The 18,636-nt window shown below is 71.9% G+C and carries 16 protein-coding genes; 10 read left to right on the top strand and 6 right to left on the bottom strand.

Annotated features, from left to right (window positions below):
* Positions 1-756 (bottom strand): amino acid ABC transporter ATP-binding protein, encoded by a 756-nt coding sequence (locus A6A27_RS02430; protein WP_073832649.1) that lies wholly within the window; start codon positions 754-756, stop codon positions 1-3.
* A gap of 196 nt (positions 757-952) precedes the next feature.
* Between A6A27_RS02430 and selD the strand changes: the two genes are divergently transcribed.
* The 3 genes from selD (at position 953) to miaB (ending at position 4,213) form a co-directional block, all read left to right on the top strand.
* Complete coding sequence (selD, locus tag A6A27_RS02435) at positions 953-1,942, top strand: selenide, water dikinase SelD (RefSeq protein ID WP_073832650.1); 990 nt, start codon at positions 953-955, stop codon at positions 1,940-1,942.
* Positions 1,943-2,144: 202 nt separating this feature from the next.
* The gene (locus A6A27_RS02440) at positions 2,145-2,624 is read left to right on the top strand and encodes a hypothetical protein (RefSeq protein ID WP_073832651.1); all 480 of its coding nucleotides are present in this window, start codon (positions 2,145-2,147) and stop codon (positions 2,622-2,624) included.
* A gap of 89 nt (positions 2,625-2,713) precedes the next feature.
* Positions 2,714-4,213 (top strand): tRNA (N6-isopentenyl adenosine(37)-C2)-methylthiotransferase MiaB, encoded by a 1,500-nt coding sequence (gene miaB, locus A6A27_RS02445; RefSeq protein WP_073832652.1) that lies wholly within the window; start codon positions 2,714-2,716, stop codon positions 4,211-4,213.
* A gap of 122 nt (positions 4,214-4,335) precedes the next feature.
* On the opposite strand, the gene A6A27_RS02450 is transcribed toward miaB, so the two are convergent.
* Positions 4,336-5,544, bottom strand: a complete 1,209-nt coding sequence (locus A6A27_RS02450) for a DUF349 domain-containing protein (protein ID WP_073832653.1) — start codon at positions 5,542-5,544, stop codon at positions 4,336-4,338.
* 201 nt (positions 5,545-5,745) lie between these two features.
* Here A6A27_RS02450 and A6A27_RS02455 point away from each other — a divergent pair, with 201 nt between their 5' ends.
* The 3 genes from A6A27_RS02455 to dapF are packed head-to-tail and all read left to right on the top strand — an operon-like array spanning position 5,746 to position 8,229.
* Positions 5,746-6,468: a hypothetical protein gene (locus A6A27_RS02455; RefSeq protein WP_073832654.1), complete on the top strand. Its 723-nt coding sequence runs from the start codon at positions 5,746-5,748 to the stop codon at positions 6,466-6,468.
* Complete coding sequence (gene miaA / locus A6A27_RS02460) at positions 6,447-7,376, top strand: tRNA (adenosine(37)-N6)-dimethylallyltransferase MiaA (protein WP_241825039.1); 930 nt, start codon at positions 6,447-6,449, stop codon at positions 7,374-7,376. The genes A6A27_RS02455 and miaA overlap by 22 nt, the downstream gene beginning before the upstream one ends.
* A gap of 7 nt (positions 7,377-7,383) precedes the next feature.
* Positions 7,384-8,229 (top strand): diaminopimelate epimerase, encoded by an 846-nt coding sequence (gene dapF / locus A6A27_RS02465; protein WP_073832655.1) that lies wholly within the window; start codon positions 7,384-7,386, stop codon positions 8,227-8,229.
* On the opposite strand, the gene A6A27_RS44080 is transcribed toward dapF, so the two are convergent.
* Entirely contained in the window at positions 8,204-8,350 is a 147-nt protein-coding gene (locus A6A27_RS44080) for a hypothetical protein (protein WP_158073932.1), read from the bottom strand. The two genes, dapF and A6A27_RS44080, sit on opposite strands and share 26 nt — an antisense overlap.
* Before the next feature lie 152 nt (positions 8,351-8,502).
* Positions 8,503-9,975, bottom strand: coding sequence for an NAD-dependent malic enzyme (locus tag A6A27_RS02470; protein ID WP_073832656.1), 1,473 nt, complete (start codon positions 9,973-9,975; stop codon positions 8,503-8,505).
* Between the two features lie 194 nt (positions 9,976-10,169).
* Between A6A27_RS02470 and hflX the strand changes: the two genes are divergently transcribed.
* Positions 10,170-11,633: a GTPase HflX gene (gene hflX, locus A6A27_RS02475; protein ID WP_073832657.1), complete on the top strand. Its 1,464-nt coding sequence runs from the start codon at positions 10,170-10,172 to the stop codon at positions 11,631-11,633.
* A gap of 50 nt (positions 11,634-11,683) precedes the next feature.
* Positions 11,684-13,336 (top strand): hypothetical protein, encoded by a 1,653-nt coding sequence (locus A6A27_RS44085; protein ID WP_073832658.1) that lies wholly within the window; start codon positions 11,684-11,686, stop codon positions 13,334-13,336.
* A gap of 43 nt (positions 13,337-13,379) precedes the next feature.
* Here A6A27_RS44085 and lexA read toward each other — a convergent pair whose 3' ends face one another.
* Entirely contained in the window at positions 13,380-14,165 is a 786-nt protein-coding gene (gene lexA / locus A6A27_RS02485) for a transcriptional repressor LexA (RefSeq protein ID WP_073832659.1), read from the bottom strand.
* 565 nt (positions 14,166-14,730) lie between these two features.
* Here lexA and nrdR point away from each other — a divergent pair.
* Both nrdR and A6A27_RS02495 read left to right on the top strand, forming a co-directional pair.
* Positions 14,731-15,231, top strand: a complete 501-nt coding sequence (gene nrdR / locus A6A27_RS02490; RefSeq protein WP_073832660.1) for a transcriptional regulator NrdR — start codon at positions 14,731-14,733, stop codon at positions 15,229-15,231.
* A gap of 69 nt (positions 15,232-15,300) precedes the next feature.
* A complete protein-coding gene (locus A6A27_RS02495; RefSeq protein WP_073832661.1) occupies positions 15,301-18,156 on the top strand; it encodes a vitamin B12-dependent ribonucleotide reductase in 2,856 nt (951 codons plus the stop codon).
* A 131-nt stretch (positions 18,157-18,287) separates the two neighbouring features.
* Here A6A27_RS02495 and A6A27_RS02500 read toward each other — a convergent pair.
* The coding region (locus A6A27_RS02500) for an integrase core domain-containing protein (RefSeq protein ID WP_143193822.1) at positions 18,288-18,636 on the bottom strand (349 nt) is incomplete at its 5' end.

Here is an 18,636-nt window from a genome sequence, read left to right on the forward strand (position 1 = left end):
CTAGTGCGTGAGAATCTTGGAGAGGAAATCCTTCGCCCGCTCGCTGCGCGGGTTCGCGAAGAACTCCGTCGGCGGTGCGTCCTCGACCAGCTGACCGTCGGCCATGAAGATCACCCGGTTGGCCGCGTGCCGGGCGAAGCCCATCTCGTGAGTGACCACCACCATGGTCATGCCGTCGCGGGCCAGCGAGGTCATCACGTCCAGCACCTCGCCGACCATCTCCGGGTCGAGCGCGCTGGTCGGCTCGTCGAAGAGCATCGCCTTGGGCTGCATGGCCAGCGCACGGGCGATGGCCGCCCGCTGCTGCTGGCCGCCGGAGAGTTGGGCGGGGTACTTGTCGGCCTGGTTGGCAATGCCGACCCGGTCGAGCAGGGCCAGGCCGCGCTCGCGGGCGGCGGCCGGCTTCTCCTTGCGGACCTTGACCGGGCCGAGCGTGACGTTCTCCAGGATGGTCTTGTGCGCGAAGAGGTTGAACGACTGGAAGACCATGCCGACCTCGCTGCGCAGCTTCGCCAGCGCCTTGCCCTCGGCCGGCAGCGGCTGCCCGTCGAAGGTGATGGTGCCCGAGCTGATCGGCTCCAGCCGGTTGATCGTCCGGCAGAGCGTCGACTTGCCGGAGCCGGAGGGGCCGATCACCACGACCACCTCACCCCTGCCGACGGAGAGCGAGACGTCGTCGAGCACGTGCAGCGGGCCGAACCACTTGTTGACCCCGTCCAGCACGATGAGCGGTTCGCCCGTCGTCACGTCGTCCACCGTCCCTGTCCGTGGAGATAAGCCGGGGTCGGTCGACCCCCGGTTGGGCAACTCTAGGCGGGGCCACATGGCGGAACGCAACTCGAACGGTCACAGTGAGGTAACACCGGTCGCCCACGTACCGGGGAGTCCGATTTCTGCTACGTACCGGCCCGCTCCGGTGGCGGACCGGGCACCACGCGGAGATCATGTGGGGATGACCCATCCGCTCCGGCTGACCGATTACGCCCGTGGCGGCGGCTGCGCCTGCAAGATTCCGCCCGGCGAGCTGGAGGCCATGGTCGCCGGGCTCGGCCCGGCCGCCGGCGCCGCCGACCTGCTGGTCGGCCTCGACCACGGCGACGACGCCGCGGTGGTCCGGCTGGACGAGCGGACCGGCCTGGTGAGCACCGTGGACTTCTTCACCCCGGTGGTGGACGACGCGTACGACTGGGGCCGGATCGCCGCGACCAACGCGCTCTCCGACGTGTACGCCATGGGCGGCACCCCACTGGTCGCGCTCAACCTGCTCTGCTGGCCCCGGGAGGTGCTGCCGGTGGAGTTGGCCCGGGAGGTGCTGCGTGGCGGCCAGGACGTGGCCCGGGAGGCCGGCTGCCACCTGGCCGGTGGGCACAGCGTGGACGATGACGGCCCGAAGTACGGCCTCGCGGTCAGCGGCGTGGTGCGGCCGGAGGAACTCATCACCCTGGACGGCGGCCGGGCCGGCCTGCCGCTGTCGCTGACCAAGCCGCTCGGCGTCGGGGTGCTGAACAGCCGGCACAAGCGGACCGGGGAGCGGTTCCCGGAGGCGGTCGCCTCGATGACCCGGCTCAACCGGGACGCGGCCCGGGCGGCGATCGCCGCCGGCATCCGCTGCGGCACCGACGTCACCGGGTTCGGGCTGCTCGGGCACGCCTCGAAGCTGGCCCGGGCCAGCCGGCTGACCATCGCCATCGACGCCGCGGCCGTGCCCTACCTGCCCGGCGCCCGGGAAGCGCTGCGGGACGGGTACGTCAGCGGCGGTACCCGCCGGAACCTGGACTGGGTGACCCCGTGGACCGACTTCGGCGGCCTCGACGAGGGGGAGCGGCTGCTGCTGGCCGACGCGCAGACCTCCGGCGGGCTGCTGGTGGCGGGCGAGATCCCCGGCGCCACGGTGATCGGCGAGCTGCTGCCCGCGAGCGAGCACCTCATCCGGGTCCGCTGACCGCCATGTCGCTCTCCCGGACGGGGCACCATACCCGATAAACTGTCATCTTCCCGCTACTCGAAGCGATGACGCTCGAGGAAATTTTGCCCGGAATGGTCACAGACCGGTAACTTGCCCCCGGCTGAGGTCAAATGCACCCCACCATCGTCAGTAAGGCCCGATCCGGAGGCCGGTGGGACGAGCACAGCGAGGAGGCGGCATGACCGAGCTGTGGAACTGGAGAATCGACGGCGCGGCGCCCGTGGAGGTCTACCCGGCGCTGGCCGAGGCGCTCGGCCGGGTGGTGATGCCCCTCGCCGTCGCCGACCCGGTCCGACTGCCCGCGTACGCGGTGGTCTGTGACGTCTGGGAGGCGCCGGGGGTGTACGGCACCATGGTCGACTGTTACGGGGTGCCCGAGCGCCTGCCCGAGCTGCCCAGCATCGCGGCGCTGGCCCGGCTGCTGGACCGCAACTGCCTGATGCGTGACGACACCCTCGATGCTGGACGGCACCTGCTGGTCGCCCCGGACGGCACGATCCGTCCGGTGCACTTCGACGTGGTCGAGACCGACGAGGGCGAGGTGCTCAGCGACCAGCGGCTCTGCACCGTCGCCCACCCCGGGTGCCGGGGCTGGTCGCAGTGCCACCGCTCGCGCTGGGCCCCCGACTCGGTCGCCCCCGCGCTCGCCGCCGCCTGACCGGACCGGCACCGCCGCACCGGCCGAGGTCGTCAGGCCCGGGCGGTGGGTGGGGCGCCGGGCTTCGGCCCGGATACGCTGTCCGGGTCATGACTACCGCAGCCGCAGGCAGCCCGCGTACCTACCAGGTGCGCACGTACGGCTGCCAGATGAACGTGCACGACTCCGAGCGCATCTCCGGCCTGCTCGAACAGGCCGGTTACGTGCGCGCCGCCGAGGCCGACGAGCAGCCCGACGTGGTGGTGTTCAACACCTGCGCGGTCCGGGAGAACGCGGACAACCGGCTCTACGGCAACCTCGGTCATCTGCGTCCCGTGAAGGACAAGCACCCCGGGATGCAGATCGCGGTCGGCGGCTGCCTGGCTCAGAAGGACCGCGGCGAGATCGTCCGCAAGGCCCCCTGGGTGGACGTGGTCTTCGGCACGCACAACATCGGCTCGCTGCCGGTGCTGCTGGAGCGGGCCCGGCACAACGCCGCCGCCGAGGTGGAGATCCTCGAGTCGCTCGAGGTGTTCCCCTCCACGCTGCCCACCCGGCGCGAGTCGACGTACGCCGGCTGGGTGTCGATCTCCGTGGGCTGCAACAACACCTGCACGTTCTGCATCGTGCCGTCGCTGCGCGGCAAGGAGAAGGACCGCCGCCCTGGCGACATCCTCTCCGAGGTGCGCGCCCTGGTCGACGAGGGCGTGCTGGAGGTGACCCTGCTCGGGCAGAACGTCAACTCCTACGGTGTGGAGTTCGGCGACCGGTACGCGTTCGGCAAGCTGCTGCGGGCGTGCGGCGACATCGAGGGCCTGGAGCGGGTCCGGTTCACCAGCCCGCACCCGAAGGACTTCACCGACGACGTGATCGCCGCGATGGCCGAGACGCCGAACGTCTGCCACTCGCTGCACATGCCGTTGCAGTCGGGCTCCGACGACGTGCTGCGGGCGATGCGCCGCTCGTACCGCTCGGAGCGATACCTGGGCATCATCGAGAAGGTCCGGGCGGCCATGCCGGACGCGGCGATCACCACGGACATCATCGTCGGCTTCCCTGGCGAGACCGACGCCGACTTCGAGCGGACCCTCGACGTGGTCCGCGAGGCCCGCTTCGCCTCGGCGTTCACCTTCCAGTACTCCAAGCGCCCCGGCACCCCGGCCGCGACCATGGACGGCCAGCTCCCCAAGCAGGTCGTGCAGGAGCGGTACGAGCGGCTGATCGCCACGGTGGAGGAGATCACCTGGGCGGAGAACAAGAAGCTCGTGGGGGAGAGCGTCGAGGTGCTGGTCGCCGTCGGCGAGGGACGCAAGGACGAGCGCACCGGCCGGATGTCCGGCCGGGCCCGGGACGGCCGCCTCGTGCACTTCGACGCGGGAAGCCTGGCCGGGCAGATCCGCCCCGGCGACATCGTGCACACCGCCGTCACGTACGCCGCGCCGCACCACCTCAACGCCGACGGCGAGCCGCTGTCGCACCGGCGTACCCGGGCCGGCGACGCCGCCGAGGCGGGGCGCGCCCCGCGTACCCCGGGTGTGCTGCTGGGGCTGCCGACCATCGGTGCGCCGGCCGCGGTGCCCACGCCCGCGACCGGCTGCGCCGCCCACTGACGCGATCGGCGCCCCGCCGGACGGCGGAGCCCCGACCGGTCCCGGCGGGGGGCGCGGGGCGACCGGGACAGGCGGGAGCCCCCGGTCCCGTGGGGGACCGAGGGCTCCCGGGTGTGCTCAGGTCAGCTGGTCTGCTCGGCCAGCTGGAGGAACTGCCGCTTCGAGGCGAGCGCCTGCTCGGCCTCCTTGATCCGCCGGGTGTCGCCGGCGGCCTGCGCCCGGGCCAGCCGCTCCTCGGCCTCGGCGACCTGCGTACGCATCTGGGCCAGCAGCGGGCTGTCCTCCTTGGTGGTACGCCGCCACGCCGAGTCCATCACCTCGCGGACCTTCTCGTCCACGACGCGCAGCCGGCGCTCCAGCCCGGCGGCGGCCTCCCGGGGCACCCGGCCGGCCTCGTGCCACTGGGCCTGGAGGTCCCGCAGCTTCGCCTGGGCACCCTTCGGGTCGCCGTCGATGTCGAGTCCCTCGGCCTCGGCGAGCAGGGCCTGCTTGCGCTCCAGGTTGGCGCGCTGCTCGTTGTCCCGCGCCGAGAAGACCTCACTGCGCCGGGTGAAGAAGTCGTCCTGCGCCGCCCGGAACCGTTCCCAGAGCTTCTGCTCGGCCTCCTTGGACGCCCGCGGTGCGGACTTCCACCGGGCCATCAGGTCCTTGAGCTGGTTGGCGGTGACGCCCCAGTCGGTGGATTCCTTGAGCTTCTCGGCCTCGGTGACCAGCTCCTCCTTGATCGACTGCGCCTGCTTGCGCTGCTGGTCGAGGGAGGCGAAGTGGGCGCCCCGCCGGCGGGTGAAGCCGTCCCGGGCGGCGGCGAACCGCTTCCACAGCTCACCGTCGGTCTTCTTGTCGACCCCCCGGATGGTCTTCCACTCGTCGAGGATCTCCTTGAGCCGGTCCCCGGCGGTCTTCCAGCCGGTCGACTCGGCGGCCAGCTTCTCCGCCTCCTCCACGAGGGCGGTCTTGCGGGCCAGCGCCTCGCTCCGGGCGGCGTCCCGGGCTGCCCTGGCCTCGCCGGCCTTCTCCTCGGCCGTCGCGGCCAGCTTGTCCAGGCGCGCGGCCAGCGCGTCGATGTCGCCGACCACGTGTGCCTCGGGCAGCGAGGCGCGGATCCGCTTGATCGTGGTCAGCGAGTGCCCGGCGTCCGCCGCGCCCGAGTTGAGCCGGGCCTCGGTCAGGTCCACCTCCGTCACCAGATCAGCGAACCGCCGGGCGAAGTGGGCCAGCCCCTCCTCCGGGGCTCCCGCCTGCCAGGATCCGACCACCCGCTCGCCTTCGGCGGTCTTGACGTAGACGGTGCCGTCCTCGTCCACCCGTCCGAAGGCAGTCCAGTCGCTCATGTGCCCATCCTCGTTCTCCCGGCGTCGACGGGAGGTCCCGCGATCGCCGCCACGGCGCAGCAAAGTTACTTCCGGCATTGTCACAGGTCCGACCCGGTCCGTGTCGAGCGCCTGTCGTCGACCGTGACCATACGGTGTCGTAGGGCCCTGGTGACCGGATCGGCGCGGGGACGCACCGGGGGGTACGGATAGGTTGGACCCGTGCCTCTGGTCGCCGCCGCCGTCTGCCCCCATCCGCCCCTGATCGTGCCCGAACTGGCCGGCGCCGCCGCCGGTGAGCTGGACGACCTCCGCGCCGCGGCCGACGGCGCCCTGGCCCGGTTGCTCGCCGCCGCTCCCGAGGTGATCCTGCTGGTGGGCGGCGGGCCGGAGAGCAGGGCCTTCGGCCCCGCCGACTCGGGGTCGCTGCGCGGCTACGGCCTCGACCGGCCGGTGCGGTTGTGGCCGGCCTGCTCCGGGGCGGAGGTCCTGCCGCTGAGCCTCACCGTCGGCGCGTGGCTGGTCGGCCGGACCGGCACCGAGCTGCCCCGGCTGGCCCGGTCCGTCGCCGAGGGCGCGACGCCCGCGGAGTGCGCCGAGCTCGGGGCGGCCCTCGCCGACGAGTCCGAGCGGCGCGCCGCGGTGCTGGTGCTGGGGGACGGGTCGGCGTGCCGGGGCACCGGGGCGCCCGGCTACGACGACCCGGGCGCCGAGGCGTACGACGACGGGGTGGCCCGGGCCCTGGCCGGCGCGGACGCCGGGGCCCTGCTCGGCCTGGACCCGGTACGGTCCGCGGAGCTGAAGGTCGCCGGGCGGGCGCCCTGGCAGGTGCTGGCCGGCGCGGTCCGCGCGGCCGGCGGCGGCTGGCGCGGTGACCTGGGCTACTACCAGGCCCCCTACGGGGTCTCCTACTTCGTGGCGAGCTGGGACCGGGAGCAGCAGTGACCGGCCCGGTGGTGGCCGTGGTCGGTCCGACCGCGGCCGGGAAGTCGGCGCTGAGCATCGCGCTCGCGCACGCCCTCGACGGCGAGGTGGTCAACGCCGACTCGATGCAGCTCTATCGGGGCATGGACATCGGCACCGCCAAGCTGACCCCGGCCGAGCGCGACGGCGTGCCGCACCACCTGCTCGACATCTGGGAGGTGACCGAGCCGGCCAGCGTCGCCGAGTACCAGCGGCTGGCCCGCGCCGCGGTCGACGACATCCTGGCCCGGGGGAAGGTGCCGCTGCTGGTCGGCGGCTCCGGCCTGTACGTGCGGGCGGTGCTGGAGCAGTTCGAGTTCCCCGGCACCGACCCGGCGGTGCGGGAGCGGCTGGAGGCGGAGCTGGTCGTGGCCGGCCCGGCTCCGCTGTACGCCCGGCTGCAGGCGGCCGACCCGGTGGCGGCGGCCGGCATCCTGCCGACCAACGGGCGGCGGATCGTCCGGGCACTCGAAGTGATCGAGCTGACCGGGGCGCCGTTCACCGCCTCGCTGCCCGAGCCCACGCCGTACTACCCGTCTGTGCAGCTGGGCGTGGACCTGGACACCGCATTGCTGGACGAGCGGATCGCGTTGCGGGTCGACCGGATGTGGGCCGACGGGCTGGTGGCCGAGACGCAGACGCTGGTCGGCCGCGGCCTGCCCGAGGGGCGTACGGCCAGCCGGGCCCTCGGCTACCAGCAGGTGCTGCGATTCCTGGCCGGGGAGCTGACCGAGGCCGAGGCGCACGTCGAGACGATCCGGGCGACCCGCCGGTTCGTCCGGCGGCAGCGGTCCTGGTTCCGGCGCGATCCGCGGATCCACTGGCTGGACTCGGCCTCGTCTTCGTTTCTCGACACTGCGCTGCGGGTGGTCGCCGAGCATCGGGAATGATGGGGGCGTGGAGTTCACCAAGGGCCACGGCACCGGCAACGACTTCGTCATCCTGCCCGACCCGGACGGGGCGCTCGACCTGACGCCGGGCCTGGTCGCCGCGCTCTGCGACCGGCGGCGCGGGATCGGCGGGGACGGCGTGCTGCGGGTGGTGCGGGCCGCCAAGCACCCGGAGGGTGCGGCCCTGGCCGGTGAGGCCGAGTGGTTCATGGACTACTGGAACTCCGACGGTTCGTTCGCGGAGATGTGCGGCAACGGCGCCCGGGTCTTCGTGCGCTACCTGCTGGAGACCGGGCTGGCTACCCCGTCCGGTGCGGCGCTGCCGGTGGCCACCCGGGCCGGCGTCGTGCACGCACGGGTCGAGGGGGAGGCCATCGCCGTCGAGATGCGCCGCCCCCGGGTGTACGACACGGCCACCGCCGCCCTGGGCGGGCTGACCCTGACCGGCGCGGCGGTGGACGTGGGCAACCCGCACCTGGTCTGCGTCCTGCCCGCCGCCCTGGAGTTGGCCGGCCTGGATCTCACCCGGGCGCCCGACGTGGATCCGGCGGTCTTCCCCGCCGGGGTGAACGTCGAGTTCACCGCCCCCGGCGAGCCGGTCCCCGGCGCCGACGGGCACGTGCGGATGCGGGTCTACGAGCGGGGCTCCGCCGAGACGCTCTCCTGCGGCACCGGGGCGTGTGCCGTGGCCGCGGTGGCCCTGCGGGACGCCGGCCGGGACACCGGCACCGTGGCCGTGGACGTCCCCGGCGGCCGCCTCACGGTGACGGTCACGCCCGACTCCTGCTGGCTCTCCGGCCCCGCCGTCCTGGTCGCCACCGGCGAGGTCACGGTGACGGCGCCGGCGGGTTGAACAGCCGGTCGAGGTGGTGGGCCGGGATCACGAGCGCCGCTGGTCCGTCGCGCTGCTGGTGGGCGGCGCCGTCCGGAAGGGTCGTCGCCCGTTCCCGGGCCACCACACTGTTGAGTGACATGCCGCTCAGTCATTTTTATGCCTGAGCGGCATATCGCTCTCGGGCACCGGACGGGGTGGCCGCGACACGCCGGGCGGTCACCAGCCCGGGCACCCGGCCGCGGCGGGCCACCGCCGGCTCCGGGGGCGGGCCTGGGACTGGCAGCGGTGGAGTCAGGGGATGGCGCTGGCCTCGGCGGCGATCTCGGGGAGGTCGGCGGGACCCGGGTCGGCGGCCGGGGGCGGCGTGGCGCCCGGGTTCTGCGCGGCGGCGCGGACGGCGGCCGCCACGGCCGGGGCGACCCGGGCGTCGAAGACGCTCGGCACGATCACCGTCGGGTTGATCTTGTCCTCGCCGACCACGTCCGCGATGGCTCGGGCCGCCGCGATCGCCATCTCCTCGGTGAACTCCTCCGCGTGCGCGTCCAGCATGCCGCGGAAGACGCCCGGGAAGGCGAGCACGTTGTTGATCTGGTTCGGCTGGTCGGAGCGACCGGTGGCGACCACCGCGGCGTACTTGCGCGCCTCCCGCGGGTCCACCTCCGGGTCCGGGTTGGCCAGCGCGAAGACGATGGCGTCCTTGGCCATGGTGGCGATGTCGTCGCCGGTGAGCAGGTTCGGCGCGCTCACCCCGATGAACACGTCCGCGCCCTCGACCGCCCCGCGCAGGTCGCCTGCGTAGTTGTCCTTGTTGGTGTGCTCGGCCAGCCACTGCCAGGCCGGGTTGAGGTCGGCCAGCCCGCGGTGCAGGGCGCCCTGGCGGTCGTACGCGATGATGTCGCCCACACCCTGACGGAGCAGCAGCTTCATGATCGCCGTGCCGGCCGCGCCGGCGCCGGAGACGACCACCCGGACGTCCGCGAGCTGCTTGCCCACGACGCGCAGCGCGTTGGTCAGCGCGGCGAGCACGCAGATCGCGGTGCCGTGCTGGTCGTCGTGGAAGACCGGGATGTCCAGCGCCTCGCGCAGCCGGGCCTCGATCTCGAAGCAGCGCGGCGCGGCGATGTCCTCCAGGTTGATCCCGCCGTACGCGGGCGCGATCGCCTTGACGATCGCGACGATCTCGTCGGTGTCCTGGGTGTCCAGCACCACCGGCCAGGCGTCCACCCCGCCGAAGCGCTTGAACAGCGCCGCCTTGCCCTCCATCACCGGCAGCGAGGCGGCCGGCCCGAGGTTGCCCAGGCCGAGCACGGCCGAGCCGTCGCTGACCACGGCGACCGTGTTGCGCTTGATGGTGAGCCGGCGGGCGTCGGCCGGGTTCTCGGCGATCGCCTGGCAGACCCGGGCCACCCCCGGGGTGTACGCGCGGGACAGCTCGTCCCGGGTGCGCAGCGCCACCTTCGAGCTGACCTCGATCTTGCCGCCGAGGTGCAGCAGGAACGTCCGGTCGGAGACCTTGCGGACGTCCACCCCCTCGAGCGCGGTCAGCGCCTCGACCACCTGGTCGGCGTGGTTGGCGTCGGCGGTGTCGCAGGTGAGATCGACGATCACGTGCGCCGGGTCGGAGTCGACCACGTCGAGCGCGGTGACGATGGCGCCGGCCTCGCCCGCCGCCGTGGTCAGTCGGCCGATGGAGGAGGCGTCGGCGGGTACCGCGATCCGGATCGTTATCGAGAATCCGGCACTCGGCAGTCGGCTGATGGCCACGAAAACTCCTCCGTCATCACTGCGGTTCGCCAGGCATTTCTACTCGCTCGTCGAGTTTGCCCGGCAGCCGGCCCCGCTACTGGTGGGTACGGCCACCGGCATATAGCAGGTGCATCCGGCGTTGCCACATGTCAGGATTGCTCGTACGCGCCGGAAATCCCTCGGTAGCGGACAGAACGGACAGGAGACGCAGTTTGCGAGACCAGGAGACCTACGTACCCTTCGAGGACGACGAGCTCGACGCCACCACCGGCGAGTACGAGCTGTCGGAGCGGCAGGCGCTGCGGCGGGTCCCCGGCCTCTCCACCGAGCTCACCGACATCACCGAGGTCGAATACCGCCAGCTGCGGCTGGAGCGGGTCGTCCTGGTGGGCGTCTGGACCGAGGGGACCCAGGAGGACGCGGAGAACAGCCTCACCGAGCTGGCGGCGCTGGCCGAGACGGCCGGCTCGCAGGTGCTCGAGGGGCTGATCCAGCGTCGCAACCGGCCCGACCCGGCCACGTACGTCGGTCGGGGCAAGGTCGACGACCTGGGCGCGGTGGTGCTCTCCACCGGCGCCGACACGGTGATCTGCGACGGTGAGCTGTCCCCGTCGCAGCTGCGCAACCTGGAGCAGCGCACCAAGGTCAAGGTGGTCGACCGGACGGCGCTGATCCTCGACATCTTCGCCCAGCACGCCAAGAGCCGCGAGGGCAAGGCCCAGGTCGAGCTGGCCCAGCTCGAATACCTGCTGCCGCGACTGCGCGGTTGGGGTGAGACGCTCTCCCGGCAGACCGGTGGTAGCGGTCGCGGTGGCGGCGCCGGCGGTGGCGTGGGCCTGCGCGGCCCCGGTGAGACCAAGCTCGAGACCGACCGGCGCCGGATCCGGCGCCGGATCGCCCGGCTGCGCCGCGAGATCAAGAGCATGACGACGGTACGCCAGACCAAGCGCGCCCGCCGGACGCGCAACGCGGTGCCCGCGGTGGCCATCGCCGGCTACACCAACGCCGGCAAGTCCAGCCTGCTCAACCGGCTCACGGGCGCGGGCGTGCTGGTGGAGAACGCACTGTTCGCCACCCTGGACCCGACCACCCGCCGGGCCACCACCTCCGACGGCCGGCTCTACACCCTCTCCGACACCGTCGGGTTCGTCCGGCACCTGCCGCACCAGATCGTCGAGGCGTTCCGCTCGACCCTGGAGGAGGTCGCCGACGCCGACCTGGTGGTGCACGTGGTCGACGGCACCCACCCGAACCCGGAGGAGCAGGTGCGGGCGGTCCGCGAGGTGCTCGCCGAGGTGGGCGCCGACCGGCTGCCCGAGTTGCTGGTGGTCAACAAGACCGACGCGGCCGACGAGGAGAACCTGCTGCGGCTCAAGCGGATCTGGCCCGAGGCGGTCCTCGTCTCCGCGCACACCGGGGGCGGGATCGAGGGGCTGCGCGAGGCGATCGAGCAGCGGCTGCCGCGCCCGGCGGTCGAGGTCCGTGCGGTGCTCCCCTACGACCGGGGTGACCTGGTGGCCCGGCTGCACCGGCAGGGCGAGGTGCTGAGCATCTCCCACCTGCCCGAGGGCACGCTGCTGCACGTACGGGTCAACGAGGCGCTCGCCGCCGAACTGGCGCCGTACCGGGCGGGGGAGCGGCTCGCCAGCGGAGAGCGGGTTGGCGTCGGCCGGTGAGCCGTTCGGCGTCACCCGCCTGTAACCCGAGGCGTGCGACACTTGGCGCCATGCGGCATGCTGTCTCCTCGGTCACGATCGCGCTCGGCCTGGTCGGCGCGGTCGTGGCACCGGCCGGGCCGGCCCTGGCGGCTCCCGCCGCGGCCTCCGCGCTGGCCGCGGCTCCCAAGAAGAAGTGCACGATCGAGGACAAACGGCTGCGTGAGCTGTCCGGCCTCGTCGCCACCACCAGCGGCTATGTGGTGATCAACGACGGCAGCGAGCAGGACAGCCTCAAAAAGGTCTTCTACCTCGACGCCAAGTGCAAGATCTCGAAGGAGCCGGTCCGCTACTCGGGCGACGGGCCGTTCGACACCGAGGACCTCGTGCTCGGTCCGGACGGCGAGACGCTCTGGATCGCCGACACCGGGGACAACATCACCAGCAAGACCCGCCGGGAGCGGGTCGCCGTGTGGAGCATGCCGCTCGACGGGTCCAAGAGGCCCGTCCTGCACCGCCTGTCCTACCCGGGCAAAGAGCCGCACGACGCCGAGGCGCTGCTGATCGGTGACGACAACCTGCCGTTGATCATCACCAAGGAAACCTCCGGCAAGTCGGAGATCTTCAAGCCGGAGGCGAAGCTCAAGAACGGCGACACCGACCCGGTGCCGATGAAGAAGGTCGGCGAGGTCACCCTGCCCAAGACCAGCACTGAGAACAAGCTGGGCGCGCCGGGCCGATTGCTGGTCACCGGTGCCGCCCGCTCGCCCGACGGCACCAAGGTCGTCCTGCGCACCTATGCGGACGCCTTCGAGTTCGACGTGACCGGCGGTGACATCGTCACGGCGGTCACCACCGGCAAGCCCCGGGTCACCCCGCTCGCCGACCCGTTCGGCGAGGCCATCTCCTACACCCCGGACGGCAAGCTCTTCGTCACGGTCTCCGACGCCGGTCTCCTCGACACCTCGGATCCGGTCGACATCCTCAGCTACACCCCGTCGACCAAGGGCGCGGAGGCGCTGCCGAACCCTGGCAAGGAGGTCACCAAGGCGACCGCCGAGAAGTCCTGGCTCGACGGGCTGACGCTTGACCAGATCACCTACCTGATCGCCGCGGTCGGCGTGATCGGCGCGCTGATGGTCGGCGCCGGCATCTTCGGCATCCTGCGGGCTCGCCGTAAGCCCGCGAAGGCCGAGGAGCCGGCCGAAGAGCGCGGCGACGAGTCCTTCCCGCCCGGCAACCGGCTGGACAGCGCGCCGCGCGGCGGCGGGGTCTACGGCGGGGGCGCCAGCGGCGGGGTCTACGGCGGCGATGGCGCCCGGGGCAGTGGCGGCGGCTACGGCGGCGCCCCGGCCAGCGGCACCCCGGGCCGACCGGCGGGCGGCGGCGTGTACGGCGGTGGCCGTCCGCAGGAGGGCGGCGGTGGTGGCGGCGTCTACGGCGGGGGCCAGCGGGGCGGTGGCCGCCCGCAGGGTGGCGGCGTCTACGGTGGCGGCCCGCAGCAGGGCGGTGGCGGGTACGGCCGCCCGCCGCAGGGACGCGGCGGCCACGGCGGTGGACCCCAGGGCGGGGGCGGGTACGGCGGCGGGCGTGCCGAGCCGCGCCGAGGCGAGCCGGACTACCGGGACCCGCGCAACGGCCGGGGCCACGGCGGCTACGACGAGCGGGGCCAGTACGGGCCGGTGTCCGGCGGCGGCCGGGAGTATCGGGGCGACCGCTACTGACCTGGCACGGGTGACCGCCGCGGTGGCGGTCACCCGTGCCAGGTCAGATCCGGCGCAGCACGGCGACCACGCGACCCATGATGGTGGCGTCGTCGCCCGGGATCGGGTCGAAGGCTGGATTCTGCGGCATCAGCCAGACGTGCCCGTCGCGGCGCCGGTAGGTCTTCACGGTCGCCTCGCCGTCGAGCATGGCCGCCACGATGTCGCCGGCCTCGGCGTTCGGCTGCTGCCGGACGACCACCCAGTCGCCGTCGCAGATCGCGGCGTCGAGCATCGAGTCGCCCTTGACCTGGAGCATGAAGACCTCGCCCTCGCCCACCAGCTCGCGGGGGAGGGGGAAGATGTCCTCCACCGCCTGCTCGGCGAGGATCGGGCCACCGGCGGCGATCCGACCCAGCATCGGCACGTACGCCGGGGCGGGCCGCTGCGCGCGGGCGGTCTCGTCGTCGAGCACGTCGCCGGGGGCGCGGACGTCCACCGCGCGCGGCCGGTTCGGGTCGCGGCGCAGGAAGCCCTTCTTCTCCAGCTCCTTGAGCTGGTAGGCGACGCTGGACGGCGAGACCAGGCCGACCGCCTCGCCGATCTCGCGCACGCTCGGCGGGTAGCCGTGGCGCTCCACCCAGGTGCGGATGAACTCCAGGATCCGGCGCTGCCGGGCGGTCAGGTCGACCGTGGTCGGGTCGGGGAAGCTGCTGACCACCGGCGTGACCGGGCGCACGGCGGGCTGTGCGGCCCGGGTGCGCGCGGTGCGGGGTCGACGGGTCGCCGGCGGACCCGCCCCGTCGATCGGCTGCGGGTTCTTCTGCCGGCTGGCCCGGTCCTCGGTCACGTCCGTCCTCCCTGGTCGGCGCTGGGTGCCTTGGCGGCTCGTGGTGCGTACTCGGGTGATGCTGGTGCTGCCGACCGGCTCGACGCGACACGCCGTGTCCGGTCGTTGTTGACCGTATAGGTGAGATCAGCCATTTTCAAACATCTGTACGACCTGTTGTCGGCGTGTCGCGGTGAAATCCTGGATTTCCGAACGCCTGTTCTGGTAAATGGTACGTCGCTGTCGAACGCGTGTTCCAACGGAACGCGGCGGTTCAGGGCCGTGCGGTAACCCTCCGAGGTGTCGGCCGTTGGGCTTTCGGCGACCTGGGAAGGGTGGGGCGGGTGAGTGATTCTGATGACGCGCGCGACACGCGTGCCAACTTGACCTCGCTGGGGCGACGGCATACGGTCGACCCCTAGATGTAGTAGTCACACGGGCGTAAGTCGCCTACAGGTTGGGTTCAACTACCGAACGCACTCCCGTACCGTCAACCCGGCGTCAGCCATCCGACGATGGCCTCGCCCCGGTGACGCGTGCCCGGGAGCCGGTCGGTGTGCCCACGGTCGATGAAGGAGGTCAGGCGATGCGGTGTCCGTACTGCCGGCACGCCGACTCTCGGGTGGTCGACTCGCGGGAGGCCGACGACGGCCAGCTCATCCGGCGGCGGCGGGCCTGCCCGGAGTGCGGCAAGCGGTTCACCACCGTCGAGGAGGCGGTGCTCGCGGTGGTCAAGCGCAGCGGGGTGACCGAGCCGTTCAGCCGCACCAAGATCATCGGCGGGGTGCGCAAGGCGTGCCAGGGCCGGCCGGTCGACGACGACTCCATCGCGCTGCTGGCGCAGAAGGTCGAGGAGACCGTGCGGGCCAAGGGGGCCGCCGAGATCCCCAGCCACGAGGTCGGGCTGGCCATCCTGGGGCCGCTGCGCGACCTGGACGAGGTGGCCTACCTGCGGTTCGCCAGCGTCTACCGGTCGTTCGACTCGCTCGCCGACTTCGAGCGTGAGATCGAGACGCTGCGCGCGGCCGCCCAGGCCCGGGAGGGGGCCGGCGAGCAGCCGGTCGAGGCCGCGGGCCGCACCAGCTGAATGCTTTCGGATTTCTGACAGATTGGAACGCGCGGTGGGTGACCGCGCGCAGACGAGGGGGGCGACGGCGTGACGACCAGCAAGTCACGGAACAAGGCCGGGACAGGGCTGAAGATCGAGCGCGTCTGGACGACCGAGGGGGTGCATCCCTACGACGAGGTCACCTGGGAGCGCCGCGACGTCGTGATGACGAACTGGCGGGATGGCTCGATCAACTTCGAGCAGCGCGGGGTGGAGTTCCCCGAGTCCTGGTCCGTCAACGCGGCGAACATCGTGACCACCAAGTACTTCCGGGGCGCGGTGGGGACCCCGGAGCGCGAGTGGTCGCTCAAGCAGCTGATCGACCGGGTGGTCGGCACCTACCGCACCGCCGGTGAGGAGTACGGCTACTTCGCCACCCCGGCCGACGCGGAGGTCTTCGCGCACGAACTGACCTGGATGCTGCTGCACCAGGTGTTCAGCTTCAACTCGCCGGTCTGGTTCAACGTGGGCACGCCGTCGCCGCAGCAGGTCAGCGCGTGCTTCATCCTGGCCGTCGACGACTCGATGGACTCGATCCTCGACTGGTACAAGGAGGAGGGGCTGATCTTCAAGGGCGGCTCCGGCTCCGGCGTCAACCTGTCCCGGATCCGCTCCTCCAGGGAGCTGCTCTCCTCCGGCGGCACCGCCTCCGGCCCGGTCAGCTTCATGCGCGGCGCGGACGCGTCCGCGGGGACCATAAAGTCCGGCGGAGCCACCCGGCGCGCGGCCAAGATGGTCATCCTCGACGTGGACCACCCGGACATCGAGGAGTTCGTGGTCACCAAGGCGCGCGAGGAGGACAAGATCCGCGCGCTGCGGGACGCCGGCTTCGACATGGACTTGGGCGGCGCCGACATCGTCAGCGTGCAGTACCAGAACGCCAACAACTCGGTCCGGGTCTCCGACGAGTTCATGACCGCGGTGGAGAACGGCGGCGGCTTCGACCTGCGCGGCCGGCTCGACGGGCAGACCATCGAGACGATCGACGCCAAGAAGTTGTTCCGGACCATCTCCCAGGCCGCCTGGGAGTGCGCCGACCCCGGCCTGCAGTACGACGACACCATCAACGACTGGCACACCTGCCCGGAGACCGGGCGGATCACCGCGTCGAACCCGTGCTCGGAGTACCTGCACCTGGACAACTCCTCGTGCAACCTGGCCTCGCTGAACCTGATGAAGTTCATGCGCGCCGACGGCAGCTTCGAGGTGGCGAAGTTCGTCAAGTCGGTCGAGCTGGTCATCACCGCGATGGACATCTCGATCTGCTTCGCCGACTTCCCGACCGAGAAGATCGGCGAGACCACCCGCGCCTACCGGCAGCTCGGCATCGGGTACGCCAACCTGGGCGCGCTGCTGATGGCCTCCGGCCTGCCGTACGACTCGGCGCAGGGCCGGGAGGTCGCCGCGGCGATCACCTCGCTGATGACCGGCACGGCGTACCGCCGCTCGGCCGAGCTGGCCGGCATCGTCGGCGCGTACGACGGCTACGCCCGCAACGCCGAGGCGCACAAGCGGGTCATGCGCAAGCACGCTGCCGCCAACGACGCGATCAAGCCGGCCGGCACGGTGGCCACCGCCATCCAGCGGGAGGCCACGAAGCAGTGGACCCTGGGCAACAAGGTCGGTGACAAGAACGGCTGGCGGAACTCGCAGGCCAGCGTGCTCGCCCCAACCGGCACCATCGGCCTGATGATGGACTGCGACACCACCGGTGTCGAGCCGGACCTGGCCCTGGTCAAGTTCAAGAAGCTGGTCGGCGGCGGCTCGATGCAGATCGTCAACCAGACCGTGCCGCGCGCCCTGCGCAGCCTCGGCTACCCGGAGGAGCAGGTCGAGGCGATCATCGAGCACATCGCCGACCACGGGCACGTGGTCGACGCCCCTGGCCTCAAGCCGGAGCACTACCCGGTCTTCGACTGCGCCATGGGCGAGCGGTCCATCGCGCCGATGGGCCACGTGCGGATGATGGCGGCCGTCCAGCCGTTCATCTCCGGCGCCATCTCCAAGACGGTCAACATGCCGGAGCAGGCGACCGTCGAGGACGTCGAGAAGATCTACTTCGAGGGCTGGAAGCTCGGCCTCAAGGCGCTGGCGATCTACCGGGACAACTGCAAGGTCGGCCAGCCGCTGTCGGCCGCCAAGCCGAACAAGGCCGCCGCGTCGACCGAGGCCCCAGCCCAGGTCGAGAAGGTGGTGGAGAAGGTCGTCGAGTACCGGCCGGTGCGCAAGCGGCTGCCGAAGAAGCGCCCGTCGGAGACCATCTCCTTCTCGGTCGGCGGCGCCGAGGGCTACCTCACCGCCTCGTCGTACCCCGACGACGGCCTCGGTGAGGTCTTCCTCAAGATGTCGAAGCAGGGCTCGACCCTGGCCGGCGTGATGGACGCCTTCTCGGTGGCCATCTCCATCGGTCTCCAGTACGGCGTTCCGCTGGAGACGTACGTCAGCAAGTTCACCAACATGCGCTTCGAGCCGGCCGGCATGACCGACGACCCGGACGTGCGGATGGCGGCCTCGGTGATGGACTACATCTTCCGTCGCCTGGCCCTGGACTTCCTGCCATACGAGCGCCGCGCGGAGCTGGGCATCTTCACCGCCAAGGAGCGGGCCGCCCAGCTCCAGGCCGAGGCGGAGGCGGAGGCGAACGGTGCGGACCTCACCGCGATGGCCGCCTCCGCCCCGGTCGCGACGCCCGAGCCGAAGGCGGTCGTACAGCCGAGGCAGGAGGTCGCGGAGGTCGCCGCCGTCAAGCCGGCGCCGTCGGTGGGCTCCAGCACCGAGCTGCTGGAGGCCGTGATCGGCAAGGCCGCCGACGCGCCGCTCTGCTTCACCTGCGGTACGAAGATGAGGCCGGCCGGTAGCTGCTATGTCTGCGAGGGCTGCGGCTCCACCAGCGGCTGCAGCTGACGTCTCACCCGTCTCGCGAGCGCGGCAGGCCTTCCTGCCGCGCTCGCGGCGTTTCTGTGGTGAGCAGGCATTCGTCGGTCCGTCTGCCCGGGGGCTCCCGGAACGTTTCAAGGGATTGAGGCCAGTGGGAGTTAAGCGACCAGCGGTTGCGGCTCCGTTTGCTGGTCGGGTTTGTTGATCCAGACCTGGTCGGGCAGGTCGAGGATCTTGGGTGCGAGGCGGTGGGTGCTGAACCGTTCGGGATGCGCCGCGCGGGCGGTGGCCAGGGTCCGTTCCCGCACCACGCGGACCGCGTGGTGGCGGCCGTGGTGGACCTCGGCCGGGGTGTGCAGCCCGATGCCAGCGTGGCGGTGTGCCTCGTTGTACCAGGCCACGAAGTCGGTCATGAACACCCGAGCATGGGCCAGGGACGCGAACCGCTGCGGGAACACAGGGGCGTACTTCAGGGTCTTGTTGTGAACACGAACGCGGGAGGTGGAG

Origin of the sequence: Micromonospora sp. CB01531 (genome assembly GCF_001905095.1) — a bacterium.
In the GTDB taxonomy this organism is placed as follows: domain Bacteria; phylum Actinomycetota; class Actinomycetes; order Mycobacteriales; family Micromonosporaceae; genus Micromonospora.

Coding starts and splice junctions, on each gene's coding strand:
- selD (WP_073832650.1), top strand. CDS start 953: ATGACCCATCCGCTCCGGCTGACCGATTACGCCCGTGGCGGCGGCTGC.
- A6A27_RS02440 (WP_073832651.1), top strand. CDS start 2,145: ATGACCGAGCTGTGGAACTGGAGAATCGACGGCGCGGCGCCCGTGGAG.
- miaB (WP_073832652.1), top strand. CDS start 2,714: ATGACTACCGCAGCCGCAGGCAGCCCGCGTACCTACCAGGTGCGCACG.
- A6A27_RS02450 (WP_073832653.1), bottom strand. CDS start 5,544: ATGAGCGACTGGACTGCCTTCGGACGGGTGGACGAGGACGGCACCGTC.
- A6A27_RS44080 (WP_158073932.1), bottom strand. CDS start 8,350: ATGTCACTCAACAGTGTGGTGGCCCGGGAACGGGCGACGACCCTTCCG.
- A6A27_RS44085 (WP_073832658.1), top strand. CDS start 11,684: ATGCGGCATGCTGTCTCCTCGGTCACGATCGCGCTCGGCCTGGTCGGC.
- nrdR (WP_073832660.1), top strand. CDS start 14,731: ATGCGGTGTCCGTACTGCCGGCACGCCGACTCTCGGGTGGTCGACTCG.